45 protein-coding genes and 1 pseudogene are annotated in these 25,730 nt (G+C 50.8%); 39 read left to right on the top strand and 7 right to left on the bottom strand.

The window, feature by feature from the left end:
* Nucleotides 1-91: 91 nt before the first annotated feature.
* Together bfd and bfr are read left to right on the top strand one after the other, a co-directional pair.
* Nucleotides 92-286, top strand: a complete 195-nt coding sequence (bfd, locus tag QEN31_RS01995) for a bacterioferritin-associated ferredoxin (protein WP_000289082.1) — start codon at nt 92-94, stop codon at nt 284-286.
* A gap of 72 nt (nt 287-358) precedes the next feature.
* Nucleotides 359-835 (top strand): bacterioferritin, encoded by a 477-nt coding sequence (bfr, locus tag QEN31_RS02000; RefSeq protein WP_000675530.1) that lies wholly within the window; start codon nt 359-361, stop codon nt 833-835.
* Here bfr and hopD read toward each other — a convergent pair.
* Nucleotides 832-1,299 carry a prepilin peptidase gene (gene hopD, locus QEN31_RS02005; protein ID WP_000495848.1) on the bottom strand — a complete coding sequence of 156 codons (468 nt, stop codon included), beginning with the start codon at nt 1,297-1,299 and terminating at the stop codon, nt 832-834. The two genes, bfr and hopD, sit on opposite strands and share 4 nt — an antisense overlap.
* A 379-nt stretch (nt 1,300-1,678) precedes the next feature.
* Between hopD and rpsJ the strand changes: the two genes are divergently transcribed.
* The 31 genes and pseudogenes from rpsJ to QEN31_RS02160 all read left to right on the top strand — a co-directional run.
* Entirely contained in the window at nt 1,679-1,990 is a 312-nt protein-coding gene (rpsJ, locus tag QEN31_RS02010; protein WP_001181005.1) for a 30S ribosomal protein S10, read from the top strand.
* Nucleotides 1,991-2,022: 32 nt separating this feature from the next.
* The gene (gene rplC, locus QEN31_RS02015) at nt 2,023-2,652 is read left to right on the top strand and encodes a 50S ribosomal protein L3 (RefSeq protein WP_000579838.1); all 630 of its coding nucleotides are present in this window, start codon (nt 2,023-2,025) and stop codon (nt 2,650-2,652) included.
* A gap of 10 nt (nt 2,653-2,662) precedes the next feature.
* Nucleotides 2,663-3,268, top strand: coding sequence for a 50S ribosomal protein L4 (gene rplD, locus QEN31_RS02020; RefSeq protein ID WP_000424395.1), 606 nt, complete (start codon nt 2,663-2,665; stop codon nt 3,266-3,268).
* Nucleotides 3,265-3,567, top strand: coding sequence for a 50S ribosomal protein L23 (rplW, locus tag QEN31_RS02025; protein WP_000617546.1), 303 nt, complete (start codon nt 3,265-3,267; stop codon nt 3,565-3,567). The genes rplD and rplW overlap by 4 nt, the downstream gene beginning before the upstream one ends.
* A 17-nt stretch (nt 3,568-3,584) precedes the next feature.
* The gene (rplB, locus tag QEN31_RS02030; RefSeq protein ID WP_000301869.1) at nt 3,585-4,406 is read left to right on the top strand and encodes a 50S ribosomal protein L2; all 822 of its coding nucleotides are present in this window, start codon (nt 3,585-3,587) and stop codon (nt 4,404-4,406) included.
* 16 nt (nt 4,407-4,422) lie between these two features.
* Nucleotides 4,423-4,701: a 30S ribosomal protein S19 gene (gene rpsS / locus QEN31_RS02035; protein WP_001138115.1), complete on the top strand. Its 279-nt coding sequence runs from the start codon at nt 4,423-4,425 to the stop codon at nt 4,699-4,701.
* Nucleotides 4,702-4,715: 14 nt separating this feature from the next.
* Nucleotides 4,716-5,048: a 50S ribosomal protein L22 gene (gene rplV, locus QEN31_RS02040; protein WP_000447529.1), complete on the top strand. Its 333-nt coding sequence runs from the start codon at nt 4,716-4,718 to the stop codon at nt 5,046-5,048.
* A 17-nt stretch (nt 5,049-5,065) separates the two neighbouring features.
* Nucleotides 5,066-5,767: a 30S ribosomal protein S3 gene (gene rpsC, locus QEN31_RS02045; RefSeq protein ID WP_000529945.1), complete on the top strand. Its 702-nt coding sequence runs from the start codon at nt 5,066-5,068 to the stop codon at nt 5,765-5,767.
* A gap of 12 nt (nt 5,768-5,779) precedes the next feature.
* Nucleotides 5,780-6,190, top strand: coding sequence for a 50S ribosomal protein L16 (rplP, locus tag QEN31_RS02050; RefSeq protein ID WP_000941208.1), 411 nt, complete (start codon nt 5,780-5,782; stop codon nt 6,188-6,190).
* Nucleotides 6,190-6,381 (top strand): 50S ribosomal protein L29, encoded by a 192-nt coding sequence (gene rpmC, locus QEN31_RS02055; protein WP_000644742.1) that lies wholly within the window; start codon nt 6,190-6,192, stop codon nt 6,379-6,381. Before rplP ends, rpmC begins: the two co-directional genes overlap by 1 nt.
* Nucleotides 6,381-6,635, top strand: coding sequence for a 30S ribosomal protein S17 (gene rpsQ / locus QEN31_RS02060; RefSeq protein ID WP_000130101.1), 255 nt, complete (start codon nt 6,381-6,383; stop codon nt 6,633-6,635). Before rpmC ends, rpsQ begins: the two co-directional genes overlap by 1 nt.
* Nucleotides 6,636-6,798: 163 nt before the next feature.
* Nucleotides 6,799-7,170 carry a 50S ribosomal protein L14 gene (gene rplN / locus QEN31_RS02065; protein WP_000613954.1) on the top strand — a complete coding sequence of 124 codons (372 nt, stop codon included), beginning with the start codon at nt 6,799-6,801 and terminating at the stop codon, nt 7,168-7,170.
* A gap of 10 nt (nt 7,171-7,180) precedes the next feature.
* Nucleotides 7,181-7,495 (top strand): 50S ribosomal protein L24, encoded by a 315-nt coding sequence (gene rplX / locus QEN31_RS02070; protein WP_000729185.1) that lies wholly within the window; start codon nt 7,181-7,183, stop codon nt 7,493-7,495.
* A 14-nt stretch (nt 7,496-7,509) separates the two neighbouring features.
* The gene (gene rplE, locus QEN31_RS02075) at nt 7,510-8,049 is read left to right on the top strand and encodes a 50S ribosomal protein L5 (protein ID WP_001096206.1); all 540 of its coding nucleotides are present in this window, start codon (nt 7,510-7,512) and stop codon (nt 8,047-8,049) included.
* A gap of 14 nt (nt 8,050-8,063) precedes the next feature.
* Entirely contained in the window at nt 8,064-8,369 is a 306-nt protein-coding gene (gene rpsN, locus QEN31_RS02080) for a 30S ribosomal protein S14 (RefSeq protein ID WP_001118932.1), read from the top strand.
* 33 nt (nt 8,370-8,402) lie between these two features.
* Entirely contained in the window at nt 8,403-8,795 is a 393-nt protein-coding gene (gene rpsH / locus QEN31_RS02085; RefSeq protein WP_000062611.1) for a 30S ribosomal protein S8, read from the top strand.
* Nucleotides 8,796-8,807: 12 nt separating this feature from the next.
* Nucleotides 8,808-9,341 carry a 50S ribosomal protein L6 gene (rplF, locus tag QEN31_RS02090; protein WP_000091939.1) on the top strand — a complete coding sequence of 178 codons (534 nt, stop codon included), beginning with the start codon at nt 8,808-8,810 and terminating at the stop codon, nt 9,339-9,341.
* A 9-nt stretch (nt 9,342-9,350) separates the two neighbouring features.
* Nucleotides 9,351-9,704, top strand: a complete 354-nt coding sequence (gene rplR / locus QEN31_RS02095) for a 50S ribosomal protein L18 (RefSeq protein ID WP_000358956.1) — start codon at nt 9,351-9,353, stop codon at nt 9,702-9,704.
* 14 nt (nt 9,705-9,718) lie between these two features.
* Nucleotides 9,719-10,222: a 30S ribosomal protein S5 gene (gene rpsE, locus QEN31_RS02100; RefSeq protein WP_000940121.1), complete on the top strand. Its 504-nt coding sequence runs from the start codon at nt 9,719-9,721 to the stop codon at nt 10,220-10,222.
* Between the two features lie 3 nt (nt 10,223-10,225).
* On the top strand, nt 10,226-10,405 hold the full coding sequence (gene rpmD / locus QEN31_RS02105) for a 50S ribosomal protein L30 (protein ID WP_001140434.1): 180 nt from the start codon (nt 10,226-10,228) through the stop codon (nt 10,403-10,405).
* A 3-nt stretch (nt 10,406-10,408) separates the two neighbouring features.
* Complete coding sequence (gene rplO / locus QEN31_RS02110) at nt 10,409-10,843, top strand: 50S ribosomal protein L15 (RefSeq protein WP_001238917.1); 435 nt, start codon at nt 10,409-10,411, stop codon at nt 10,841-10,843.
* 7 nt (nt 10,844-10,850) lie between these two features.
* On the top strand, nt 10,851-12,182 hold the full coding sequence (gene secY, locus QEN31_RS02115) for a preprotein translocase subunit SecY (protein ID WP_001118864.1): 1,332 nt from the start codon (nt 10,851-10,853) through the stop codon (nt 12,180-12,182).
* Between the two features lie 31 nt (nt 12,183-12,213).
* Entirely contained in the window at nt 12,214-12,330 is a 117-nt protein-coding gene (gene rpmJ, locus QEN31_RS02120; protein ID WP_000868187.1) for a 50S ribosomal protein L36, read from the top strand.
* A 146-nt stretch (nt 12,331-12,476) separates the two neighbouring features.
* Nucleotides 12,477-12,833: a 30S ribosomal protein S13 gene (gene rpsM, locus QEN31_RS02125; RefSeq protein WP_000090780.1), complete on the top strand. Its 357-nt coding sequence runs from the start codon at nt 12,477-12,479 to the stop codon at nt 12,831-12,833.
* Between the two features lie 16 nt (nt 12,834-12,849).
* Entirely contained in the window at nt 12,850-13,239 is a 390-nt protein-coding gene (rpsK, locus tag QEN31_RS02130) for a 30S ribosomal protein S11 (RefSeq protein WP_001029758.1), read from the top strand.
* Nucleotides 13,240-13,272: 33 nt separating this feature from the next.
* Nucleotides 13,273-13,893, top strand: a complete 621-nt coding sequence (gene rpsD / locus QEN31_RS02135; protein ID WP_000135226.1) for a 30S ribosomal protein S4 — start codon at nt 13,273-13,275, stop codon at nt 13,891-13,893.
* A 25-nt stretch (nt 13,894-13,918) separates the two neighbouring features.
* Nucleotides 13,919-14,908: a DNA-directed RNA polymerase subunit alpha gene (locus QEN31_RS02140; protein ID WP_001162094.1), complete on the top strand. Its 990-nt coding sequence runs from the start codon at nt 13,919-13,921 to the stop codon at nt 14,906-14,908.
* A 40-nt stretch (nt 14,909-14,948) separates the two neighbouring features.
* The gene (gene rplQ, locus QEN31_RS02145) at nt 14,949-15,332 is read left to right on the top strand and encodes a 50S ribosomal protein L17 (RefSeq protein WP_001216370.1); all 384 of its coding nucleotides are present in this window, start codon (nt 14,949-14,951) and stop codon (nt 15,330-15,332) included.
* A 107-nt stretch (nt 15,333-15,439) separates the two neighbouring features.
* Complete coding sequence (locus tag QEN31_RS02150) at nt 15,440-15,808, top strand: DUF1992 domain-containing protein (RefSeq protein ID WP_000266515.1); 369 nt, start codon at nt 15,440-15,442, stop codon at nt 15,806-15,808.
* Nucleotides 15,809-15,818: 10 nt separating this feature from the next.
* Nucleotides 15,819-16,244 carry a Zn(2+)-responsive transcriptional regulator gene (zntR, locus tag QEN31_RS02155; protein ID WP_000285585.1) on the top strand — a complete coding sequence of 142 codons (426 nt, stop codon included), beginning with the start codon at nt 15,819-15,821 and terminating at the stop codon, nt 16,242-16,244.
* A gap of 57 nt (nt 16,245-16,301) precedes the next feature.
* Nucleotides 16,302-16,505, top strand: a pseudogene (locus tag QEN31_RS02160) (alternative ribosome-rescue factor A); the annotation flags it as partial.
* A 1-nt stretch (nt 16,506) separates the two neighbouring features.
* On the opposite strand, the gene mscL reads toward QEN31_RS02160, so the two are convergent.
* From mscL to def, 5 genes are all read right to left on the bottom strand, one after another.
* Nucleotides 16,507-16,920: a large-conductance mechanosensitive channel protein MscL gene (gene mscL / locus QEN31_RS02165; RefSeq protein ID WP_000008119.1), complete on the bottom strand. Its 414-nt coding sequence runs from the start codon at nt 16,918-16,920 to the stop codon at nt 16,507-16,509.
* A 141-nt stretch (nt 16,921-17,061) separates the two neighbouring features.
* Nucleotides 17,062-18,438, bottom strand: coding sequence for a Trk system potassium transporter TrkA (gene trkA, locus QEN31_RS02170; protein WP_000691374.1), 1,377 nt, complete (start codon nt 18,436-18,438; stop codon nt 17,062-17,064).
* A gap of 21 nt (nt 18,439-18,459) precedes the next feature.
* Nucleotides 18,460-19,749: a 16S rRNA (cytosine(967)-C(5))-methyltransferase RsmB gene (rsmB, locus tag QEN31_RS02175; RefSeq protein WP_099949601.1), complete on the bottom strand. Its 1,290-nt coding sequence runs from the start codon at nt 19,747-19,749 to the stop codon at nt 18,460-18,462.
* Nucleotides 19,750-19,800: 51 nt separating this feature from the next.
* A complete protein-coding gene (fmt, locus tag QEN31_RS02180) occupies nt 19,801-20,748 on the bottom strand; it encodes a methionyl-tRNA formyltransferase (protein ID WP_001285165.1) in 948 nt (315 codons plus the stop codon).
* A 15-nt stretch (nt 20,749-20,763) separates the two neighbouring features.
* Nucleotides 20,764-21,273: a peptide deformylase gene (gene def / locus QEN31_RS02185; protein ID WP_000114987.1), complete on the bottom strand. Its 510-nt coding sequence runs from the start codon at nt 21,271-21,273 to the stop codon at nt 20,764-20,766.
* A gap of 131 nt (nt 21,274-21,404) precedes the next feature.
* Here def and dprA point away from each other — a divergent pair, with 131 nt between their 5' ends.
* Genes dprA through QEN31_RS02215 form a run of 6 tightly spaced genes read left to right on the top strand, consistent with a single transcriptional unit; the run spans nt 21,405 to nt 25,197 of the window.
* Nucleotides 21,405-22,529, top strand: a complete 1,125-nt coding sequence (gene dprA, locus QEN31_RS02190; protein ID WP_000124529.1) for a DNA-protecting protein DprA — start codon at nt 21,405-21,407, stop codon at nt 22,527-22,529.
* On the top strand, nt 22,501-22,974 hold the full coding sequence (smg, locus tag QEN31_RS02195; protein WP_000460663.1) for a DUF494 family protein Smg: 474 nt from the start codon (nt 22,501-22,503) through the stop codon (nt 22,972-22,974). The genes dprA and smg overlap by 29 nt, the downstream gene beginning before the upstream one ends.
* Nucleotides 22,975-23,000: 26 nt before the next feature.
* Nucleotides 23,001-23,543 carry a DNA topoisomerase family protein gene (locus QEN31_RS02200; RefSeq protein WP_001129708.1) on the top strand — a complete coding sequence of 181 codons (543 nt, stop codon included), beginning with the start codon at nt 23,001-23,003 and terminating at the stop codon, nt 23,541-23,543.
* 4 nt (nt 23,544-23,547) lie between these two features.
* A complete protein-coding gene (gene tsaC / locus QEN31_RS02205) occupies nt 23,548-24,120 on the top strand; it encodes an L-threonylcarbamoyladenylate synthase type 1 TsaC (protein ID WP_001063609.1) in 573 nt (190 codons plus the stop codon).
* Nucleotides 24,121-24,124: 4 nt separating this feature from the next.
* Complete coding sequence (aroE, locus tag QEN31_RS02210) at nt 24,125-24,943, top strand: shikimate dehydrogenase (protein WP_000451193.1); 819 nt, start codon at nt 24,125-24,127, stop codon at nt 24,941-24,943.
* Nucleotides 24,940-25,197: a DUF1488 domain-containing protein gene (locus QEN31_RS02215; protein WP_001070571.1), complete on the top strand. Its 258-nt coding sequence runs from the start codon at nt 24,940-24,942 to the stop codon at nt 25,195-25,197. The genes aroE and QEN31_RS02215 overlap by 4 nt, the downstream gene beginning before the upstream one ends.
* On the opposite strand, the gene QEN31_RS02220 is transcribed toward QEN31_RS02215, so the two are convergent.
* Nucleotides 25,173-25,727, bottom strand: a complete 555-nt coding sequence (locus tag QEN31_RS02220; protein WP_001285640.1) for a gamma carbonic anhydrase family protein — start codon at nt 25,725-25,727, stop codon at nt 25,173-25,175. The two genes, QEN31_RS02215 and QEN31_RS02220, sit on opposite strands and share 25 nt — an antisense overlap.
* Nucleotides 25,728-25,730 lie beyond the last annotated feature (3 nt).

The following is a 25,730-nucleotide window of genomic DNA, read 5'->3' on the forward strand; positions in this document are numbered from 1 at the left end:
AACGCTTCTCCCGTGGCGTAAATCGCTTTGTGCTATTGTAATCATAACCATTCTCATTTACACTTTGTGCGGAAATTGAACGGGAGCGATCATGTACGTTTGTTTGTGTAATGGTATAAGCGATAAAAAAATCCGCCAGGCTGTACGACAATTTCATCCACAGTCATTTCAACAGTTGCGTAAATTTATTCCTGTGGGAAATCAATGTGGTAAGTGTATTCGCGCCGCGCGAGAAGTGATGCAGGATGAGTTAACGCAAATGCCGGAATTTAAAGAGATCGCCTGAGTCACACTCTTTTTTTTGACATCCCTGTAGCCCCATCTACGCTCTAGAGAGTGGAAGCGGAGGGACTATAAAATGAAAGGTGATGTTAAAATCATAAATTATCTCAATAAACTATTGGGAAATGAGCTTGTCGCAATTAATCAGTATTTTCTTCATGCCCGTATGTTCAAAAACTGGGGGCTGACCCGGCTTAATGATGTTGAGTACCATGAATCCATTGATGAGATGAAACACGCTGATAAGTATATTGAGCGTATTTTATTTCTGGAAGGCATACCGAACCTACAGGATCTGGGCAAGCTGGGCATCGGTGAAGATGTCGAAGAGATGCTACGATCGGATCTCCGGCTCGAACTGGAAGGCGCAAAAGATCTACGTGAGGCAATAGCCTATGCCGATAGCGTTCATGATTATGTCAGCCGGGATATGATGATTGAAATTCTTGCCGACGAGGAAGGCCACATCGACTGGCTGGAAACTGAGTTGGATTTGATTGCCAAACTTGGTATGCAAAATTATCTGCAATCACAAATTAAGGTTACCGATTAACCGTCTGGAAAGAAAACTTTCCAACCTGTTATGAAACCCGCCACCGCCAGCCATGGCCCAAAAGGTAGCGGGTTTATTAATGCCGATTTACCTCTCACCAGTAGCGCGACGCCAAACCCGCCACAGGCCAACATAGCGGCAAGGAAAACCAGTAACGGCAGTGTTTCCCAACAATGCCACGCCCCTAAGGCAGCGAGGTACTTGACGTCGCCATATCCAAGCCCCTCTTTCTGATAACGCAGGCGATAGCCCCAGTAAATTAACGCGAATCCGCCATAGCCGGCGATAGCGCCCCAAAGCGCATCCGGTAAACGCTCCGGCAGGCAAATCTGGTGATAAAGCAGACCACCCCACAGCAATGGACAAGTAAACCGGTCAGGCAGCAGACCGGTACGCGCGTCGTATATGCCAAGTAATAAAGAGAACGACGCATAAAAAATGAGAAAGGGGAGGGCAACAAACATAAGCAAATCCTCGTCAAGGCTTGCGCTCACCTTTATAGATTTATGCGACAGCGACAACGACGTATTGCCAGGTTTGCCTGATGCCTTCCAAAGAAAAGATGCGCGTCGCCATCCCATGCGTACCATCTGGAATCGTGCTCGCATAAGAATAAAGCGCTTAATTTCTATCCGACACTTGCGTCAGGCTGAGATTTACGTATAATGCGCGGGCTTGTCGTAATTGACGGCAGGTTCGATTTGAACCTCGAATAGCCGATTTGGCTATTTAACAATGCTCCCAATCGGGGAGCTACGTAAGAACGGTTACACTCTCCCATCAATCGTAATGGGTGTGAGGAGTAATCATTTTCGTTTATAAAATAATTGGAGCTCTGGTCTCATGCAGAACCAAAGAATCCGTATCCGCCTGAAAGCGTTTGATCATCGTCTGATCGATCAATCAACCGCGGAAATCGTCGAGACTGCCAAGCGCACTGGTGCGCAGGTTCGCGGTCCGATCCCGCTGCCGACCCGCAAAGAGCGCTTTACCGTTCTGATCTCTCCGCACGTTAACAAAGATGCGCGCGATCAGTACGAAATTCGCACTCACAAGCGTCTGGTTGACATCGTTGAGCCAACCGAGAAAACCGTTGATGCTCTGATGCGTCTGGACCTGGCTGCCGGTGTAGACGTGCAGATCAGCCTGGGTTAATCAGGTCATCGAGCGATTGAGAGGTTGATACAATGATTGGTTTAGTCGGTAAAAAAGTGGGTATGACCCGCATCTTCACTGAAGATGGCGTCTCTATCCCAGTAACCGTAATCGAAGTTGAAGCAAACCGTGTTACTCAGGTTAAAGACCTGGCTAACGATGGCTACCGCGCTGTTCAGGTTACTACGGGTGCTAAAAAAGCTAACCGTGTCACCAAGCCGGAAGCGGGTCACTTTGCTAAAGCTGGCGTAGAAGCTGGCCGTGGTCTGTGGGAATTCCGTCTGGCTGAAGGCGAAGAATACACCGTAGGTCAGAGCATCAGCGTTGAACTGTTTGCTGACGTTAAAAAAGTTGACGTAACCGGTACCTCTAAAGGTAAAGGTTTCGCTGGTACCGTTAAGCGCTGGAACTTCCGTACCCAGGACGCTACTCACGGTAACTCCTTGTCTCACCGCGTTCCGGGTTCTATCGGTCAGAACCAGACTCCGGGCAAAGTGTTCAAAGGCAAGAAAATGGCAGGTCAGATGGGTAATGAGCGCGTAACCGTTCAGAGCCTTGACGTAGTACGCGTTGACGCTGAGCGCAACCTGCTGCTGGTTAAGGGTGGTGTTCCGGGTGCAACCGGTTGCGACCTGATCGTTAAACCAGCTGTGAAGGCGTAAGGGGATAGCAATGGAATTAGTATTGAAAGACGCGCAGAGCGCGCTGACTGTTTCCGAAACTACCTTCGGTCGTGATTTCAACGAAGCGCTGGTTCACCAGGTTGTTGTTGCTTATGCAGCTGGTGCTCGTCAGGGTACTCGTGCTCAGAAGACTCGTGCTGAAGTAACTGGTTCCGGTAAAAAACCGTGGCGCCAGAAAGGCACTGGCCGTGCGCGTTCAGGTTCTATCAAGAGCCCGATCTGGCGTTCCGGTGGCGTGACCTTCGCTGCTCGTCCGCAGGACCACAGTCAAAAAGTTAACAAGAAGATGTACCGCGGCGCGCTGAAAAGCATCCTGTCCGAACTGGTACGTCAGGATCGTCTGATCGTTGTCGAGAAGTTCTCTGTAGAAGCGCCGAAAACTAAGCTGCTGGCACAGAAACTGAAAGACATGGCTCTGGAAGATGTGCTGATCATCACCGGTGAGCTGGACGAGAACCTGTTCCTGGCCGCACGTAACCTGCACAAGGTTGACGTACGCGATGCGACTGGTATCGACCCGGTTAGCCTGATCGCCTTCGACAAAGTCGTAATGACTGCTGATGCTGTTAAGCAAGTTGAGGAGATGCTGGCATGATTCGTGAAGAACGTCTGCTGAAGGTGCTGCGCGCACCGCACGTTTCTGAAAAAGCGTCTACTGCGATGGAAAAAACCAACACCATCGTTCTCAAAGTTGCTAAAGACGCGACCAAAGCAGAAATCAAAGCTGCTGTGCAGAAACTGTTTGAAGTCGAAGTCGAAGTCGTTAACACCCTGGTAGTTAAAGGGAAAGTTAAACGTCACGGACAGCGTATCGGTCGTCGTAGCGACTGGAAAAAAGCTTACGTCACCCTGAAAGAAGGCCAGAATCTGGACTTCGTCGGCGGCGCTGAGTAAGTCGGAGGAGTAATACAATGGCAGTTGTTAAATGTAAACCGACATCTCCGGGTCGTCGCCACGTCGTTAAAGTGGTCAACCCAGAGCTGCACAAGGGCAAACCTTTTGCTCCGCTGGTTGAAAAAAACAGCAAATCCGGTGGTCGTAACAACAATGGCCGTATCACCACTCGTCATATCGGTGGTGGTCACAAACAGGCTTATCGTATTGTTGACTTCAAACGCAACAAAGACGGTATCCCGGCAGTTGTTGAACGTCTTGAGTACGATCCGAACCGTTCCGCGAACATCGCGCTGGTTCTGTACAAAGACGGCGAACGCCGTTACATCCTGGCCCCGAAAGGCCTGAAAGCTGGCGACCAGATTCAGTCTGGCGTTGATGCTGCAATCAAAGCAGGCAACACCCTGCCGATGCGCAATATCCCGGTTGGTTCTACCGTTCATAACGTAGAAATGAAACCAGGTAAAGGCGGTCAGCTGGCACGTTCCGCTGGTACTTACGTTCAGATCGTTGCTCGCGATGGCGCTTATGTCACCCTGCGTCTGCGTTCTGGTGAAATGCGTAAAGTCGAAGCAGACTGCCGTGCAACCCTGGGCGAAGTTGGCAATGCTGAGCATATGCTGCGCGTTCTGGGTAAAGCAGGTGCTGCACGCTGGCGTGGCGTTCGTCCTACCGTTCGCGGTACTGCGATGAACCCAGTAGACCACCCACATGGTGGTGGTGAAGGTCGTAACTTTGGTAAGCACCCGGTAACTCCGTGGGGCGTTCAGACCAAAGGTAAGAAGACCCGCAGCAACAAGCGTACTGATAAATTCATCGTACGTCGCCGTAGCAAATAATTTTAGAGGATAAGCCATGCCACGTTCTCTCAAGAAAGGTCCTTTTATTGACCTGCACTTGCTGAAGAAGGTAGAGAAAGCGGTGGAAAGCGGAGACAAGAAGCCCCTGCGCACCTGGTCCCGTCGTTCAACGATCTTTCCTAACATGATCGGTTTGACCATCGCTGTCCATAATGGTCGTCAGCACGTTCCGGTATTTGTTTCCGACGAAATGGTCGGTCACAAACTGGGTGAATTCGCACCGACTCGTACTTATCGCGGCCACGCTGCTGATAAAAAAGCGAAGAAGAAATAAGGTAGGAGGAAGAGATGGAAACTATCGCTAAACATCGCCATGCTCGTTCTTCTGCTCAGAAGGTTCGCCTTGTTGCTGACCTGATTCGCGGTAAGAAAGTGTCGCAGGCTCTGGATATTCTGACCTACACCAACAAGAAAGCGGCTGTACTGGTCAAGAAAGTTCTGGAATCTGCCATTGCTAACGCTGAACACAACGATGGCGCTGACATTGACGATCTGAAAGTTACGAAAATTTTCGTAGACGAAGGCCCGAGCATGAAGCGCATTATGCCGCGTGCAAAAGGTCGTGCAGATCGCATCCTGAAGCGCACCAGCCACATCACTGTGGTTGTGTCCGATCGCTGAGACTCTGGAGACTAGCAATGGGTCAGAAAGTACATCCTAATGGTATTCGCCTGGGTATTGTAAAACCATGGAACTCTACCTGGTTTGCGAACACCAAAGAATTCGCTGACAACCTGGACAGCGATTTTAAAGTACGTCAGTACCTGACGAAGGAACTGGCTAAAGCGTCTGTATCTCGTATCGTTATCGAGCGTCCGGCTAAGAGCATCCGTGTGACTATTCACACCGCTCGCCCGGGTATCGTTATCGGTAAAAAAGGTGAAGACGTAGAAAAACTGCGTAAGGTCGTAGCGGATATCGCTGGCGTTCCTGCACAGATCAACATCGCCGAAGTTCGTAAACCTGAACTGGACGCTAAACTGGTTGCTGACAGCATCACTTCTCAGCTGGAACGTCGCGTTATGTTCCGTCGTGCGATGAAGCGTGCTGTACAGAACGCCATGCGTCTGGGCGCTAAAGGTATCAAAGTTGAAGTTAGCGGCCGTCTGGGCGGCGCGGAAATCGCACGTACCGAATGGTACCGCGAAGGTCGCGTACCGCTGCACACTCTGCGTGCTGACATCGACTACAACACCTCTGAAGCGCACACCACTTATGGTGTAATCGGCGTTAAAGTGTGGATCTTCAAAGGCGAGATCCTGGGTGGTATGGCTGCTGTTGAACAACCGGAAAAACCGGCTGCTCAACCGAAAAAGCAGCAGCGTAAAGGCCGTAAATAAGGAGCGTCGCTGATGTTACAACCAAAGCGTACAAAATTCCGTAAAATGCACAAAGGCCGCAACCGTGGTCTGGCTGCAGGCGCGGATGTTAGCTTCGGCAGCTTCGGCCTGAAAGCTGTTGGCCGTGGTCGTCTGACTGCCCGTCAGATCGAAGCAGCACGTCGTGCTATGACCCGTGCAGTTAAGCGTCAAGGTAAGATCTGGATCCGTGTATTCCCGGACAAACCGATCACTGAAAAGCCGCTGGCAGTGCGTATGGGTAAAGGTAAAGGTAACGTGGAGTATTGGGTTGCCTTGATTCAGCCGGGTAAAGTCCTGTATGAAATGGACGGCGTACCGGAAGAGCTGGCCCGTGAAGCATTCAAGCTGGCAGCAGCGAAACTGCCGATTAAAACCACCTTTGTAACTAAGACGGTGATGTAATGAAAGCAAAAGAGCTGCGTGAGAAGAGCGTTGAAGAGCTGAACACCGAGCTACTGAACCTGCTGCGTGAGCAGTTCAACCTGCGTATGCAGGCTGCAAGTGGCCAGCTGCAACAGTCTCACCTGTTGAAGCAAGTGCGTCGTGATGTCGCACGCGTTAAGACTTTACTGACTGAGAAGGCGGGTGCGTAATGACCGATAAAATCCGTACTCTGCAAGGTCGCGTGGTTAGCGACAAAATGGAGAAATCCATTGTTGTTGCTATCGAACGTTTTGTGAAACACCCGATCTACGGTAAATTCATCAAGCGTACGACCAAAATGCACGTACATGACGAGAACAACGAATGCGGTATCGGCGACGTGGTTGAAATCCGCGAATGCCGTCCGCTGTCCAAGACCAAATCCTGGACTCTGGTTCGCGTTGTAGAGAAAGCGGTTCTGTAATACAGTACGCATTCTCAACGAATAAACGGCTCAGCGATGGGCCGTTTATTTTTTCTACCCATATCTGATTTGCGGTGTTATAATGCCGCGCCCTCGATATGGGGTTTTTTTAACGACCTGATTTTCGGGTCTCAGTAGTAGTTGACATTAGCGGAGCACTAAAATGATCCAAGAACAGACTATGCTGAACGTCGCCGACAACTCCGGTGCACGTCGCGTAATGTGTATCAAGGTTCTGGGTGGCTCGCACCGTCGCTACGCAGGCGTAGGCGACATCATTAAGATCACCATCAAAGAAGCGATTCCGCGTGGTAAGGTCAAAAAAGGTGATGTGCTGAAGGCGGTAGTGGTGCGCACCAAGAAGGGTGTTCGTCGCCCGGACGGTTCTGTCATTCGCTTCGATGGTAATGCATGCGTTATTTTAAACAATAACAGCGAGCAGCCTATCGGTACGCGTATTTTTGGGCCGGTAACTCGTGAACTTCGTAACGAGAAGTTCATGAAAATTATCTCTCTGGCACCAGAAGTACTCTAAGGAGCGAATCATGGCAGCGAAAATCCGTCGTGATGACGAAGTTATCGTGTTAACCGGTAAAGATAAAGGTAAACGCGGTAAAGTTAAGAATGTCCTGTCTTCCGGCAAGGTCATTGTTGAAGGTATCAACCTGGTTAAGAAACACCAGAAGCCGGTTCCGGCTCTGAACCAACCGGGCGGCATCGTTGAAAAAGAAGCTGCAATTCAGGTTTCTAACGTTGCAATCTTCAATGCGGCAACCGGCAAGGCTGACCGTGTAGGCTTTAGATTCGAAGACGGCAAAAAAGTCCGTTTCTTCAAGTCTAACAGCGAAACTATCAAGTAATTTGGAGTAGTACGATGGCGAAACTGCATGATTACTACAAAGACGAAGTAGTTAACAAACTCATGACTGAGTTTAACTACAATTCTGTCATGCAAGTCCCTCGGGTCGAGAAGATCACCCTGAACATGGGTGTTGGTGAAGCGATCGCTGACAAGAAACTGCTGGATAACGCAGCAGCAGACCTGACAGCAATCTCCGGTCAAAAACCGTTGATCACCAAAGCACGCAAATCTGTTGCAGGCTTCAAAATCCGTCAGGGCTATCCGATCGGCTGTAAAGTAACTCTGCGTGGCGAACGCATGTGGGAGTTCTTTGAGCGCCTGATCACTATTGCTGTTCCTCGTATCCGTGACTTCCGTGGCTTGTCCGCTAAGTCATTCGACGGTCGTGGTAACTACAGCATGGGTGTCCGTGAGCAGATCATCTTCCCAGAAATCGACTACGATAAAGTCGACCGCGTTCGTGGTTTGGATATTACCATTACCACTACTGCGAAATCTGACGAAGAAGGCCGTGCTCTGCTGGCTGCCTTTGACTTCCCGTTCCGCAAGTAAGGTAGGGTTACTAAATGGCTAAGCAATCAATGAAAGCACGCGAAGTAAAACGCGTAGCTTTAGCTGATAAATACTTCGCGAAACGCGCTGAACTGAAAGCGATCATCTCTGATGTGAACGCAACCGACGAAGATCGTTGGAATGCGGTTCTTAAGCTGCAGACTCTGCCGCGTGATTCCAGCCCGTCACGTCAGCGTAACCGCTGCCGTCAAACTGGTCGTCCGCACGCTTTCCTGCGGAAGTTCGGGTTGAGCCGTATTAAGGTCCGTGAAGCCGCTATGCGCGGTGAAATTCCGGGTCTGAAAAAGGCTAGCTGGTAATTGTCACCAATTGAATCACGGGAGTAAAGACAGATGAGCATGCAAGATCCGATCGCGGATATGCTGACCCGTATCCGTAACGGTCAGGCCGCGAACAAAGCTGCGGTCACCATGCCTTCCTCCAAGCTGAAAGTGGCAATTGCCAACGTGCTGAAGGAAGAAGGTTTTATTGAAGATTTTAAAGTTGAAGGCGACACCAAGCCGGAACTGGAACTGACTCTTAAGTATTTCCAGGGTAAAGCTGTTGTAGAAAGCATTCAGCGTGTCAGCCGCCCAGGTCTGCGCATCTACAAACGTAAAGATGAGCTGCCGAAAGTTATGGCCGGTCTGGGTATCGCAGTTGTTTCTACCTCTAAAGGTGTTATGACTGATCGTGCAGCGCGCCAGGCTGGTCTTGGTGGCGAAATTATCTGCTACGTAGCCTAATCGGAGGAAAAAATGTCTCGTGTTGCTAAAGCACCGGTCGTTGTTCCTGCCGGCGTTGATGTCAAAATCAACGGTCAGGTTATTACGATCAAAGGTAAAAACGGCGAGCTGACTCGTACTCTCAACGATGCTGTTGAAGTTAAACATGCAGATAATGCACTGACCTTCGGTCCGCGTGATGGTTACGCAGACGGTTGGGCACAGGCTGGTACCGCGCGTGCCCTGCTGAACTCAATGGTTATCGGTGTTACCGAAGGCTTCACTAAGAAGCTGCAGCTGGTTGGTGTAGGTTATCGTGCAGCGGTTAAAGGGAATGTAGTAAACCTGTCTTTAGGTTTCTCTCACCCGGTTGACCATCAGCTGCCGGCAGGTATCACTGCTGAATGTCCGACTCAAACTGAAATCGTGCTGAAAGGCGCTGATAAGCAGGTGATCGGCCAGGTTGCAGCAGATCTGCGCGCCTACCGTCGTCCTGAGCCTTACAAAGGCAAGGGTGTTCGTTACGCCGACGAAGTCGTGCGTACCAAAGAGGCTAAGAAGAAGTAAGGTAACACTATGGATAAGAAATCTGCTCGTATCCGTCGTGCGACCCGCGCACGCCGCAAGCTCAAAGAGCTGGGCGCAACTCGCCTGGTGGTACATCGTACCCCGCGTCATATTTACGCACAGGTAATTGCACCGAACGGTTCTGAAGTTCTGGTAGCTGCTTCTACTGTAGAAAAAGCTATCGCTGAACAACTGAAGTACACCGGTAACAAAGACGCGGCTGCAGCTGTGGGTAAAGCTGTCGCTGAACGCGCTCTGGAAAAAGGCATCAAAGATGTGTCCTTTGACCGTTCCGGGTTCCAATATCATGGTCGTGTCCAGGCACTGGCAGATGCTGCCCGTGAAGCTGGCCTTCAGTTCTAAGGTAGAGGTGTAAGATGGCTCACATCGAAAAACAAGCTGGCGAACTGCAGGAAAAGCTGATCGCGGTAAACCGCGTATCTAAAACCGTTAAAGGTGGTCGTATTTTCTCCTTCACAGCTCTGACTGTAGTAGGCGATGGTAACGGTCGCGTAGGTTTTGGTTACGGTAAAGCGCGTGAAGTTCCAGCAGCGATCCAGAAAGCGATGGAAAAAGCCCGTCGCAATATGATTAACGTCGCGCTGAACAACGGCACCCTGCAGCACCCGGTTAAAGGTGTTCACACGGGGTCTCGTGTATTCATGCAGCCAGCTTCCGAAGGTACCGGTATCATCGCCGGTGGTGCAATGCGCGCCGTTCTGGAAGTTGCTGGGGTTCATAACGTTCTGGCTAAAGCATACGGTTCCACCAACCCGATCAACGTGGTTCGTGCAACTATTGATGGCCTGGAAAATATGAATTCTCCAGAAATGGTCGCTGCCAAGCGTGGTAAATCCGTTGAAGAAATTCTGGGGAAATAAACCATGGCAAAGACTATTAAAATTACTCAAACCCGCAGTGCAATCGGTCGTCTGCCGAAACACAAGGCAACGCTGCTTGGCCTGGGTCTGCGTCGTATTGGCCACACCGTAGAGCGCGAGGATACTCCTGCTGTTCGTGGTATGGTCAACGCGGTTTCCTTCATGGTTAAAGTTGAGGAGTAAGAGATGCGTTTAAATACTCTGTCTCCGGCCGAAGGCTCCAAAAAGGCGGGTAAACGCCTGGGTCGTGGTATCGGTTCTGGCCTCGGTAAAACCGGTGGTCGTGGTCACAAAGGTCAGAAGTCTCGTTCTGGCGGTGGCGTACGTCGCGGTTTCGAGGGTGGTCAGATGCCTCTGTACCGTCGTCTGCCGAAATTCGGCTTCACTTCTCGCAAAGCAGCGATTACAGCCGAAGTTCGTCTGTCTGACCTGGCGAAAGTAGAAGGCGGCGTTGTAGACCTGAACACGCTGAAAGCGGCAAACATTATCGGTATCCAGATCGAGTTCGCGAAAGTGATCCTGGCTGGCGAAGTCACTACTCCGGTAACTGTTCGTGGCCTGCGTGTTACTAAAGGCGCTCGTGCTGCTATCGAAGCTGCTGGCGGTAAAATCGAGGAATAAGTAGCAGATGGCTAAACAACCGGGATTAGATTTTCAAAGTGCCAAAGGTGGCTTAGGTGAGCTGAAACGCAGACTGCTGTTTGTTATCGGCGCGCTGATTGTGTTCCGTATTGGCTCTTTTATTCCGATCCCTGGTATTGATGCCGCTGTACTTGCCAAACTGCTTGAGCAACAGCGAGGCACCATCATTGAAATGTTTAACATGTTCTCTGGTGGTGCTCTCAGCCGTGCTTCTATCTTTGCCCTGGGGATCATGCCGTATATTTCGGCGTCGATCATTATCCAGCTGTTGACGGTGGTTCATCCAACGCTGGCAGAAATTAAGAAAGAAGGGGAGTCTGGTCGTCGTAAGATCAGCCAGTACACCCGTTACGGTACTCTGGTGCTGGCGATATTCCAGTCGATCGGTATTGCTACCGGTTTGCCGAATATGCCTGGTATGCAGGGCCTGGTGATGAATCCAGGCTTTGCATTCTATTTCACCGCTGTTGTAAGTCTGGTTACAGGGACGATGTTCCTGATGTGGCTCGGCGAACAGATTACTGAGCGCGGTATCGGTAACGGTATCTCAATCATCATCTTCGCTGGTATCGTTGCGGGACTCCCGCCAGCCATTGCCCATACTATCGAGCAAGCGCGTCAAGGCGACCTGCACTTCCTCGTGTTGCTGTTGGTTGCAGTATTAGTATTTGCAGTGACGTTCTTTGTAGTATTCGTTGAACGTGGTCAACGCCGTATTGTGGTAAACTACGCCAAACGTCAGCAAGGTCGTCGTGTCTATGCTGCACAGAGCACACATTTACCGCTGAAAGTGAATATGGCGGGGGTAATCCCGGCAATCTTCGCTTCCAGTATTATTCTGTTCCCGGCGACCATCGCGTCATGGTTCGGGGGCGGTACTGGTTGGAACTGGCTGACAACAATTTCGCTGTATTTGCAGCCTGGGCAACCGCTTTATGTGTTACTCTATGCGTCTGCAATCATCTTCTTCTGTTTCTTCTACACGGCGTTGGTTTTCAACCCGCGTGAAACAGCAGATAACCTGAAGAAGTCCGGTGCATTTGTACCAGGAATTCGTCCGGGAGAGCAAACGGCGAAGTATATCGATAAAGTAATGACCCGCCTGACCCTGGTTGGTGCGCTGTATATTACCTTTATCTGCCTGATCCCGGAGTTCATGCGTGATGCAATGAAAGTGCCGTTCTACTTCGGTGGGACCTCACTGCTTATCGTTGTTGTCGTGATTATGGACTTTATGGCTCAAGTGCAAACTCTGATGATGTCCAGTCAGTATGAGTCTGCATTGAAGAAGGCGAACCTGAAAGGCTACGGCCGTTAATTGGTCGCCTGAGAAGTTACGGAGAGTAAAAATGAAAGTTCGTGCTTCCGTCAAGAAATTATGCCGTAACTGCAAAATCGTTAAGCGTGATGGTGTCATCCGTGTGATTTGCAGTGCCGAGCCGAAGCATAAACAGCGCCAAGGCTGATTTTTTCGCATATTTTTCTTGCAAAGTTGGGTTGAGCTGGCTAGATTAGCCAGCCAATCTTTTGTATGTCTGTACGTTTCCATTTGAGTATCCTGAAAACGGGCTTTTCAGCATGGTACGTACATATTAAATAGTAGGAGTGCATAGTGGCCCGTATAGCAGGCATTAACATTCCTGATCAGAAACACGCCGTGATCGCGTTAACTTCGATCTACGGTGTCGGCAAGACCCGTTCTAAAGCCATCCTGGCTGCAGCGGGTATCGCTGAAAATGTTAAGATCAGTGAGCTGTCTGAAGAACAAATCGACACGCTGCGTGACGAAGTTGCCAAATTTGTCGTTGAAGGTGATCTGCGCCGTGAAATCAGCATGAGCATCAAGCGCCTGATGGATCTTGGTTGCTATCGCGGTTTGCGTCATCGTCGTGGTCTCCCGGTTCGCGGTCAGCGTACCAAGACCAACGCTCGTACCCGTAAGGGTCCGCGCAAACCGATCAAGAAATAATCGGGGTGATTGAATAATGGCAAAGGCACCAGTTCGCGCACGTAAACGTGTAAGAAAACAAGTCTCTGACGGCGTGGCTCATATCCATGCTTCTTTCAACAACACCATCGTGACTATTACCGATCGTCAGGGTAATGCGCTGGGTTGGGCAACAGCCGGTGGTTCCGGTTTCCGTGGTTCTCGCAAATCCACTCCGTTTGCAGCTCAGGTTGCAGCAGAGCGTTGCGCTGACGCCGTGAAAGAATACGGTATCAAGAATCTGGAAGTTATGGTTAAAGGTCCGGGTCCAGGCCGCGAATCTACTATTCGTGCTCTGAACGCCGCTGGTTTCCGCATCACTAATATTACTGATGTGACTCCGATCCCTCATAACGGTTGTCGTCCGCCGAAAAAACGTCGCGTATAACGCTTCGTTTTCCAGGTTAGTTGGAGAAAGAAAATGGCAAGATATTTGGGTCCTAAGCTCAAGCTGAGCCGTCGTGAGGGCACCGACTTATTCCTTAAGTCTGGCGTTCGCGCGATCGATACCAAGTGTAAAATTGAACAAGCTCCTGGCCAGCACGGTGCGCGTAAGCCGCGTCTGTCTGACTATGGTGTGCAGTTGCGTGAAAAGCAAAAAGTTCGCCGCATTTACGGTGTGCTGGAGCGTCAGTTCCGTAACTACTACAAAGAAGCAGCACGTCTGAAAGGCAACACCGGTGAAAACCTGTTGGCTCTGCTGGAAGGTCGTCTGGACAACGTTGTATACCGTATGGGCTTCGGCGCCACTCGTGCGGAAGCACGTCAGCTGGTTAGCCATAAAGCAATTATGGTAAACGGTCGTGTTGTTAACATCGCTTCTTATCAGGTTAGTCCGAATGACGTTGTTAGCATTCGTGAGAAAGCGAAGAAGCAGTCTCGCGTGAAAGCCGCTCTGGAGCTGGCTGAGCAGCGTGAAAAGCCAACCTGGCTGGAAGTTGATGCTGGCAAGATGGAAGGTACGTACAAGCGTAAGCCTGAGCGTTCTGATCTGTCTGCGGACATTAACGAACACCTGATCGTCGAGCTTTACTCCAAGTAAAGCTTAGTACCAAAGAGAGGACACAATGCAGGGTTCTGTGACAGAGTTTCTAAAACCGCGCCTGGTAGATATCGAGCAAGTGAGTTCGACGCACGCCAAGGTGACCCTTGAGCCTTTAGAGCGTGGCTTCGGCCATACTCTGGGTAACGCACTGCGCCGTATTCTGCTCTCATCGATGCCGGGTTGCGCGGTGACCGAGGTTGAGATTGATGGTGTACTACATGAGTACAGCACCAAAGAAGGCGTTCAGGAAGACATCCTGGAAATCCTGCTCAACCTGAAAGGGCTGGCGGTGAGAGTTCAGGGTAAAGATGAAGTTATTCTTACCTTGAATAAATCTGGCATTGGCCCTGTGACTGCAGCCGATATCACCCATGATGGGGATGTCGAAATCGTCAAGCCGCAGCACGTGATCTGCCACCTGACCGATGAAAACGCGTCTATTAGTATGCGTATCAAAGTTCAGCGCGGTCGTGGTTATGTGCCGGCTTCTACCCGAATTCATTCGGAAGAAGATGAGCGCCCAATCGGCCGTCTGCTGGTCGACGCCTGCTACAGCCCTGTAGAGCGTATTGCCTACAATGTTGAAGCAGCGCGTGTAGAACAGCGTACCGACCTGGACAAGCTGGTCATCGAAATGGAAACCAACGGCACAATCGATCCTGAAGAGGCGATTCGTCGTGCGGCAACCATCCTGGCTGAACAACTGGAAGCTTTCGTTGATTTACGTGATGTACGTCAACCGGAAGTGAAAGAAGAGAAACCAGAATTCGATCCGATCCTGCTGCGCCCTGTTGACGATCTGGAATTGACTGTCCGCTCTGCTAACTGCCTCAAGGCAGAAGCTATCCACTATATCGGTGATCTGGTACAGCGTACCGAGGTTGAGCTTCTTAAGACGCCTAACCTGGGTAAAAAATCTCTTACCGAGATTAAAGACGTGCTGGCTTCTCGTGGACTGTCTCTGGGTATGCGCCTGGAAAACTGGCCACCGGCAAGCATCGCTGACGAGTAACCGGATCACAGGTTAAGGTTTTACTGAGAAGGATAAGGTCATGCGCCATCGTAAGAGTGGTCGTCAACTGAACCGCAACAGCAGCCATCGCCAGGCTATGTTCCGCAACATGGCAGGTTCACTGGTTCGTCATGAAATCATCAAGACGACCCTGCCTAAAGCGAAAGAGCTGCGTCGCGTAGTTGAGCCGCTGATTACTCTTGCCAAGACTGATAGCGTTGCTAATCGTCGTCTGGCATTCGCCCGTACTCGTGATAACGAGATCGTGGCAAAACTGTTTAACGAGCTGGGCCCGCGTTTCGCGAGCCGCGCCGGTGGTTACACTCGCATTCTGAAGTGTGGCTTCCGTGCAGGCGACAACGCGCCGATGGCATACATCGAGCTGGTTGATCGTTCAGAGAAAACAGAAGCTGCTGCAGAGTAATCTGTAGTAACGTAAAAAAACCCGCTTCGGCGGGTTTTTTTATACCCTCCTGAACCCCACATATCTACAATAATTGTATTCTTTTCGTTCAATCCCTGGAGCGACGTATGTGGTTACTTGACCAGTGGGCAGAGCGTCATATTATCGAGGCACAGCGTAAAGGCGAGTTTGATAATTTGCCTGGCCGTGGCGAGCCGCTTATTCTGGATGATGATTCTCATGTGCCGGCGGAACTTCGTGCGGGTTATCGCTTACTCAAGAATGCGGGCTGTCTTCCCCCTGAACTGGAGCAGCGCAGAGATGCTATTCAGTTACTTGATATCCTCAACAGTATCCGGGAAGATGACCCTCGATACCATCAGGTTAGTCGCCAGCTCTCGCTGCTTGAACTAAAACTTCGGCAGGCTGGGTTGAGTACCGACTTTTTACACGGTGAGTATGCAGAAAAACTGCTGCATAAAATCAACGATAATTAACGGAGCTTGTATGTATCGCATTGGTGAGCTGGCAAAGCTGGCAGACGTAACGCCTGATACCATTCGCTACTATGAAAAGCAACAGATGATGGATCATGAGGTACGTACTGAAGGCGGGTTTCGTCTGTATACCGAAAACGATCTGCAGCGTCTCAAGTTTATTCGTTATGCGCGGCAGTTGGGTTTCACGCTCGACTCGATCCGCGAGCTTTTATCGATCCGAATTGATCCTGAGCACCATACCTGTCAGGAGTCAAAAAGTATTGTGCAAGAGCGATTGCAGGAGGTTGAAGCCAGGATTGCGGAACTGCAAACGATGCAGCGTTCGTTACAAAGGCTTAATGATGCTTGTTGCGGAACGGCCCACAGTAGCGTCTATTGTTCCATTCTGGAAGCCCTGGAACAGGGGGCCAGTGGAGCGAAATCAGGATGTTGATTTATTGAACCGGCGGGGCTACACTCGCGCCGTTAATTTATACAATCGGGAGACATTATGAGTCGTTATCAACATAAGAAAGGGCAGATAAAGGACAATGCCATTGAGGCATTACTGCACGATCCCCTTTTCAGGCAACGCGTTGAAAAAAATAAGAAAGGCAAAGGAAGCTATCTGCGCAAAGGTAAACACGGTAATCGAGGGAACTGGGAGGCCAGTGGCAAGAAAGTAAGTAACTTTTTTACCACTGGCCTTCTGCTTATTAAGAACGGTTATTTTGTTCTTTCAGCAGATCGCGGATTTCGCCCAATAACACTTCCTCTTTAGAAGGCGCTGGCGGAGCTGCCGGCTCTTCTGCTTTTTTACGGTTGAGTCTGTTGATAAGCTTAATGGCAACAAAGATAGCAAAGGCCACAATCACAAAATCAAATACGTTCTGGATAAACACGCCGTAATGCATGACGACCGCCGGAATATCTCCCTGCGCTTCGCGTAACGTAAAAGCAAATTGTTTAAAGTCGATCCCGCCGATTAACAATCCCAACGGCGGCATAATGATATCGGCAACCAGTGAAGAAACAATCTTACCGAATGCCGCGCCAATAATGACACCCACTGCCAAATCCACAACATTCCCGCGCATCGCGAATTCGCGAAATTCTTTAATAAAACTCATTTTTATTCTCCCTATGCAGCTGACGTTATAAGTTTAACAAATGCTAAGGCATTTTCCATTTACGGCTTCTGTTTAGCGAAATAAATTAAACCTTGATAAATAAAGGGAATTAAAAAGGGCGCTGAATGAGCGCCCCTTAAATTAGAGGAAGAAAGGACTTGGCTGGAACAGACGTTCGACGTCGGTAATAAACTTTTTATCGGTCAAAAACATAATGACGTGATCGCCTTGTTCAATGCGCAAATTGTCATTAGCGATCATGACATCATTTCCACGCACCACCGCGCCAATAATGGTGCCTGGCGGCAGTTTAATTTCGTCAATGACGCGGCCAACCACGCGGGAAGTGCTTTCATCGCCGTGCGCGACGGCTTCGATGGCTTCGGCAACCCCGCGACGTAGTGAGGAAACGCCGACGATATCCGCTTTACGCACATGGCTCAGTAATGCAGAGATGGTGGCCTGCTGCGGAGAAATCGCAATATCTATAACGCTACCCTGCACAAGATCGACATAAGCGCGGCGCTGAATCAGCACCATCACTTTTTTGGCGCCCATCCGCTTGGCCAACATCGCGGACATGATATTGGCTTCATCATCGTTAGTGACCGCGATAAAGAGATCGACCTGATCAATATGCTCCTCCGCTAGCAATTCCTGATCGGAAGCGTCGCCAAAAAAGACGATCGTGTTTTGCAGTTTCTCAGCCAGTTCTGCGGCGCGTTGTTGATCGCGTTCGATCAATTTAACGCTATAGTCTTTTTCCAGACGCCTTGCCAGCCCGGCGCCGATATTGCCGCCGCCCACCAGCATGATGCGCTTGTAGGGTTTTTCCAGACGCTGTAATTCGCTCATTACTGCACGGATATGCTGTGAAGCCGCAATAAAGAAGACTTCATCCCCTGCTTCCACGATAGTCGAGCCCTGAGGACGGATTGGTCTGTCATGGCGGAAAATTGCGGCAACGCGAGTATCGATATGCGGCATATGTTCTCGCATTGTCGAGAGCGCGTTACCTATTAGTGGACCGCCATAGTAGGCTTTTACTACTGCCAGACTGACTTTCCCTTCAGCAAAGTTTACAACCTGTAATGCTCCCGGATACTCGATCAGACGATAAATATTATCGATAACCAACTGCTCCGGCGCGATCAGATGATCAATCGGAACCGCTTCAGAATGAAAGAGTTTATCCGCATCGCGAACATAGTCCGGGGATCGAATGCGGGCGATACGGTTTGGAGTGTTGAAGAGTGAATAGGCTACCTGGCAGGCAACCATATTAGTTTCATCTGAACTGGTGACAGCGACCAGCATATCCGCATCGTCAGCGCCCGCTTCGCGCAACACGCGGGGATGCGAACCATGCCCCTGAACTACGCGTAGATCGAACTTATCTTGCAAACTGCGTAACCGTTCGCCGTTGGTATCAACCACCGTGATGTCGTTGTTTTCGCCGACCAGGTTTTCCGCCAGTGTTCCGCCAACTTGCCCTGCGCCCAGTATGATAATTTTCATCAGTCGTGGCCCGTTATCTCATCACTTCTTGATTAGCTTAGCGTAAAAGAACCCATCACCTTCTTCGCCGCCCGGCAGATTCTGCTGTCCTGGCTGATCAGGTGTTCCCGTTTCGCTGAGCGCGGCATCGGGAGTGCGTTGTAAAAAGGTTTTGATCTGATCGCGGTTTTCTTCCGGCAGTACGGAACAGGTGGCGTAAACCAGCGTCCCGCCGGGCTTCAGGCGCGGCCAGACGGCATCAAGAATTTCCGCCTGTAATTGCGCCAGTTCCGCGATATCGCGATCGCGACGCAGCCATTTGATATCTGGATGACGGCGAATGACGCCGGTTGCGGAGCAGGGCGCATCCAGCAGAATACGGTCAAACTGCTGCTCGCCGCACCATTGGGCGGGATAACGTCCATCCCCTTGTTTAACGGTCGCTTTCATCCCAAGACGCTTTAGGTTGTCGTAAACGCGGGAGAGTCGTTGTTCATCAATATCAACCGCCAACACGTTTGCTTCGGGGGCCACTTCGAGAATATGCGTGGTTTTACCGCCGGGCGCGGCGCACAAGTCTAAAATGTGCTCACCGTTCTGAGGAGCGAGAAAAACCGCACATCCCTGCGCAGAGGCATCCTGGACAGTTACCCAACCCTCAGCAAAACCGGGTAAAGCATGTACCGGAGCTGGCGTTTCCAGACGTACAGCGTCGGGATAATCGGGATGGGGATATCCCTTCATGCCTGCGTCTTCAAGTAAGCCAAGCCAACCGTCGCGGGTGTGGTGTGTACGATTTACACGTAGCCACATCGGTGGACGCTGGTTATTCGCTTCAATAATGTGTTGCCACTGTGTGGGGTAAGCATTTTGCAAACGCTTTACCAGCCAACCTGGATGTAAAAAGCGCGCATCGCTGGTCGCAAACTCATTAAGCAACGTTTCCTGCTGGCGCTGGAACTGGCGCAGGACGCCGTTAATTAACCCTTTCAACTGCGGACGTTTGATGGAGACCGCGCCTTCAACGGTTTCAGCCAGCGCCGCATGGGGAGGAACGCGGGTGTACAGCAACTGATAAAAGCCGACCATAATTAAGTAATGCACTGTACGCTGCTTGCCGGTCATTGGACGAGACATCAGCTTATTGATCAGCCATTCCAGCTGTGAAAGGGTGCGCAGTACGCCAAAGCACAGCTCCTGAAGTAGCGCTTTGTCTTTATCGGCGACTTTTTGTTGCAGCGGCGGGAGCACATTACTTAATGATTGTCCCTGCTCGACGACCTGTTCAACGGCCTGTGCTGCCAGACTACGTAAATTGTTTTGTTTTTTCATATGTATAAAATAAAAATGCCCGGTAACACCGGGCTTATAAAGACGTGACCGTCAGGCAAGACGGTTACCAGGAATAAACCATTCCCGGCGTGAATTTAACAGATCCTGGGCGCTCATCGCTTTTTTGCCGGCAGGCTGAAGCGAAAGCAAATTTAATATCCCCTTGCCTGTTGCAACCTGAATGCCCTGTTTCGTCGCGGCCAGAATGGTTCCCGGCAGCGACTGCGTGGCGTCCTCAATGACGGACGCCTGCCAGACTTTTACCGGCTGGCCGTCGATTTCCAGCCAGCTCATTGGCCACGGATTAAAGGCGCGAATGCAACGCTCCAGCTGTGCTGCGGAGAGAGACCAGTCGATACGCGCTTCTTCTTTACTGAGCTTTTCCGCATGAGTGACCAGCGCTTCATTCTGCGCTTCAGGCGTCGCTGTGCCGTCCGCCAGTTGTTTTAGTGTGGTAATTAACCCCTGCGGGCCAAGTTCAGCCAACTTATTATACAGTGAGCCACTGGTATCTTCTGCGGTAATCGGGCACGCAAGTTTATACAGCATGTCGCCGGTATCCAGCCCTACATCCATCTGCATAATTGTGACGCCGGTTTCCGCATCGCCTGCCCAGAGTGAGCGCTGAATAGGCGCCGCGCCGCGCCAGCGTGGAAGCAGCGAACCGTGAACGTTGATACATCCGAGACGGGGCATATCCAGCACTGCCTTTGGGAGAATCAGACCATATGCTACGACAACCATGACGTCGGCATGTAAGTCAGCCACCAGATGCTGGTTTTCCTGAGGACGAAGCGACACGGGCTGGAAAACGGGCAGGCCTTTTTCTTCCGCCAGCACTTTTACCGGGCTGGGCATCAACTTTTTGCCGCGACCTGCTGGACGATCGGGTTGGGTAAATACGCCGACAACGTTATGTCCAGAAGTTAACAGCGCGTCGAGATGACGCGCTGCAAAGTCAGGTGTACCCGCAAAAATAATACGTAGTGAATCTGACACGTTGGTTCTTGTCCTTTAAGCCCGGGCGTTCAGGCGGTCGAGTTTTTCTACTTTCTGACGAATACGTTGTTGCTTCAGCGGCGACAAATAATCGATAAACAGTTTACCGACCAGATGATCCATCTCATGCTGAATGCAAATTGCCAGCAAACCATCCGCTTCAAGCTCAAACGGGTTGCCGTCGCGATCCAGCGCGCGGATTTTCACTTTCTCGGCGCGCGGCACTAAAGCGCGCTGTTCCGGAATCGACAGACAGCCTTCTTCTATACCCGTTTCGCCACTTTTCTCCAGCAATTCCGGGTTAATGAGTACCAGGCGCTCGTCGCGGTTTTCCGAAACGTCAATCACGATGATCCGCTGGTGGATATCGACCTGCGTTGCGGCCAGACCGATACCTTCTTCCGCGTACATCGTTTCGAACATATCATCGACGATACGCTGAATTTCTGCATTCACTTCTTCAACCGGCTTTGCGACTTTGCGAAGGCGCTCGTCCGGAATATGTAACACTTGCAAAACTGACATAATTATCCAGAGTTGTGTTCAGGAGTTGAAAAGATTATTACCTCTATTCTAGACAAATCCCCACCTGATTGACAGCATCAGTGACCAATCGCAAAGATTGTTCAGACTGCTTGTGGCAGGGGAGGGAAAGGATGGCCCGTACCGAAATTTGGTTACGTTTAATGTACGTCGGCGACCTTTATGGCGAGGCGATGTTGAACATGGCGAACTCGCTTATTCGCCAGCCTCAGATAAATCGCACGCACCTTCAGGAGGCTGGTCTTACCGCGCGGCAAGCTGAACGTTTTTTACAGCTTCCAGCAGGTGTGCTTGATGAGACATTACGCTGGCTTGAACTACCGCAGCACCATTTTCTGTGTGCGGATAGTGAGATTTATCCTCCCCAACTGCGTGCTATTGACGATTATCCCGGCGCTATTTTTATTGACGGCGATCCTGCCTGTCTGCATACCTGCCAACTTGCCGTCGTAGGGAGCCGGAGCCACTCCTGGTATGGAGAACGCTGGGGACGTCTGCTTTGCGAAAGCCTTGCGAAAAGCGGTTTGACGATCACCAGCGGCCTTGCCCGGGGAATTGATGGCGTAGCACACAACGCCGCGGTGAGTATGGGGGGAAAAAGTGTAGCGGTGTTAGGGAATGGCTTGGCAAAGATTTATCCTCGCCGACATGCCATGCTGGCTGAAAACTTGATTGCCACCGGCGGCGCAGTGGTCTCAGAATTTCCGCTTTCAACGCCTCCGCTACCGCAACATTTTCCTCGCAGAAACCGTATCATCAGCGGACTGAGCAAAGGCGTGCTGGTAATCGAGGCGGCGTTGCGCAGCGGTTCGTTGGTGACGGCGCGCTGCGCGCTTGAACAGGGGCGGGACGTTTTTGCATTACCAGGTCCTATCGGTAGTCCGGGAAGCGAAGGCACGCACTGGTTAATTAAACAAGGGGCCACGCTTGTGACGACGCCGGAGGATATTCTGGAAAATTTGCAATACGGCTTACACTGGTTGCCAACTACGGCGGAAAATTCACTTTATTCACTAAATCAGGATGAGGCGGCATTGCCATTTCCTGAGCTCCTGGCTAACGTAGGAGATGAGGTAACACCTGTTGACGTCGTCGCTGAACGTGCCGGCCAACCTGTGCCAGCGGTAGTGGCTCAGCTACTCGAACTGGAGTTAGCAGGATGGATCGCAGCTGTACCCGGCGGCTATGTCCGATTAAGGAGGGCAAGCCATGTTCGACGTACTAATGTATTTGTTTGAAACATACATCCATAACGAAGCCGAGCTGCGCGTGGATCAGGACAGACTGGAGCGTGATCTCACCGACGCTGGGTTTGATCGCGAAGACATCTACAATGCGCTGCTGTGGCTGGAAAAACTCGCTGACTATCAGGATGGCCTCGCGGAACCCATGCAACTTGCTTCCGACCCTCTTTCAATGCGCATTTATACGGTTGAAGAGTGTGAAAGGCTTGATGCTAGTTGCCGGGGGTTCCTGTTATTCCTTGAGCAGATTCAGGTGCTAAACCTCGAAACACGAGAAATGGTGATTGAGCGTGTGCTGGCGCTGGATACCGCAGAGTTTGACCTGGAAGACTTGAAATGGGTTATTTTGATGGTGTTATTCAACATTCCGGGCTGTGAAAACGCCTATCAGCAAATGGAAGAATTACTCTTTGAGGTAAATGAAGGTATGCTGCATTGATAGGTGTTAATGCTGCATGAGTGAATATGGCTAAATCAGCACTGTTTTCGGTGCGTAAAAATGAGCCCTGCCCGCAGTGCGGGGCCGAACTGGTAATTCGTTCCGGGAAACATGGTCCGTTTCTCGGCTGTTCTCGCTATCCGGAATGCGATTACGTTCGTCCGCTGAAAAGTCAGGCGGACGGACATATCGTTAAAATTCTGGAGGGGCAACTGTGCCCTGAGTGTGGCGCCGTGCTGGTGTTGCGTCAGGGGCGCTTTGGCATGTTCATCGGATGCAGTCAGTATCCGCAATGTGAACATACAGTGGTTATTGATAAACCGGATGAAACGGCGATTGCCTGTCCAGCCTGCCAGCAAGGACATTTGGTCCAGCGCCGTTCTCGTTACGGTAAAATCTTTCATTCCTGCGATCGCTACCCGGAATGTCAGTTTGTCATTAACTTCACACCGGTTGCAGGGGAATGCCCCGAGTGCCATTATCCGCTACTCATCGAAAAGAAAACCGCGCAGGGCGTGAAGCGCTTTTGCGCCAGTAAACAATGTGGAAAGCCGGTTCCGGTGGAATAAACAAGTGAATAATAACCTGCCAATAGGATCTATCGCCGCAGCGGTAGATCTCCTGAATAAAGAAAATGTCATCGCTTATCCAACAGAAGCCGTTTTCGGCGTCGGCTGCGATCCCGATAGTGAAACAGCCGTTACGCGCCTGCTGGCGTTAAAACAACGGCCCGTCGATAAGGGACTCATTTTGATTGCCGCCAGCTTTGAGCAGTTAAAACCTTATATTGATGACAGCATACTTACCGCCGCACAGCGTAAAGCGGTATTTGATTGCTGGCCCGGGCCGGTAACGTTTGTTTTTCCTGCGCCCGCGACAACGCCGCGGTGGCTCACGGGACGTTTTGATTCCCTGGCCGTTCGTGTTACCAACCACCCGCTGGTGGTCGCGCTATGCAATGCGTATGGCAAACCGCTGGTTTCCACCAGCGCCAATCTGAGCGGATTACCGCCATGCCGTACCGTTGAAGAGGTGCGTGCGCAATTTGGTGATGATTTTCCGGTGGTTGAAGGCGCAACGGGTGGGCGTTTAAATCCTTCAGAAATTCGCGATGCTCTGACGGGCGAACTGTTTCGACAGGGGTAATATGATGGAAACCTATGCTGTTTTTGGAAATCCGATTGCGCACAGCAAATCGCCATTTATTCATCAGCAATTTGCTCAGCAGCTAGATATTGTTCACCCCTATGGTCGCGTGCTGGCCCCTATTAATAATTTCATTAATACGCTTGATGCCTTTTTCGCGGCAGGGGGAAAAGGCGCAAACATCACAGTACCTTTTAAAGAGGAGGCGTTTGCGCGTTCGGATGAGTTAACGGAACGAGCATCGCTGGCGGGAGCCGTCAATACATTAAAACGGCTGGAAGATGGTCGTTTGCTTGGCGACAATACTGACGGTATCGGTTTATTAGGCGATCTCGAACGTTTAAATTTTATCCGCCCAGGATTGCGTATTTTGCTGATTGGCGCGGGCGGCGCATCCCGGGGCGTGCTGTTACCTCTGCTTTCTTTGGATTGCGCGGTCACTATCACCAACCGTACAGCTTCACGTGCCGAAGCGTTGGCGAAAATCTTTGCTCATACCGGCAGCGTTCATGCCACGGATATGGACAAGCTGGATGGTTGTGAGTTTGACCTAATTATTAATGCGACCTCCAGCGGCATACGGGGCGAAATCCCGGCGATACCAGCGTCACTTATTCACCCTTCCCTCTGTTGCTATGACATGTTCTATCAAAAAGGGAATACGCCATTTCTCTCCTGGTGTGTACAACAGGGCGCAAAACGCTACGCAGATGGGCTGGGAATGCTGGTGGGGCAGGCTGCACATGCCGTTTTGCTTTGGCACGGTGTATTACCGCAGGTCGAGCCAGTGATTGAGCAGCTACAGCAGGAATTATTAGCGTGAACCAGGCCATACAATTTCCTGACCGCGAAGAATGGGATACTGCCGCCAGTGCTATCATCTTTCCCGCCCTGGTTAATGGGATGCAACTCACGTGTGCAATAAAAAAAGATGTACTGGCGTATCGCTTTGGTGGAGAAACAGCGGAGCAATGGCTGGCCATTTTTCGTGAGTATCGCTGGGACCTGGAAGAAGAGGCGGAAGCATTAATCCTGGCCCAGCAGGAAGATGATCACGGTTGGATATGGTTATCCTGAGAAAGATAGTCGTCTTTCCACTTTACATAGTTATTGGCGGAGTACTGCAGGCCCGATCTCTCAGCATCGCTCAAGGGGCGGATCTGTTTTACCGGACTGCCAAGATATAAATAGCCGCTTTCCAGCCGTTTGTGCTGCGGCACCAGGCTTCCCGCGCCAATCATTACGTCATCTTCTATTATCGCGCCATCCAGCACAATGGAGCCCATACCGACCAGTACGCGGTTACCGATGGTACAGCCGTGCAGCATAACTTTATGGCCAACGGTAACATCTTCGCCAATGATTAATGGGTTGCCGTGTGGATTGGATGAAGACTTGTGGGTTACGTGAAGAACGCTGCCATCCTGAATGTTCGTACGAGCCCCTATCGCAACGTAATTCACATCGCCGCGAATCACCACAAGCGGCCAGATCCCGACATCATCCGCCAGACGGACATCGCCAATAACCACGCTGCTGGTATCGATCATCACGCGCTGACCGATACCAGGAAAAAGATTCTTATAAGGACGTAATGTGTCAGACATGTC

The organism is Salmonella sp. SA15303 (genome assembly GCF_029962125.1).
GTDB classification, from domain to species: Bacteria; Pseudomonadota; Gammaproteobacteria; order Enterobacterales; family Enterobacteriaceae; genus Salmonella; species Salmonella enterica.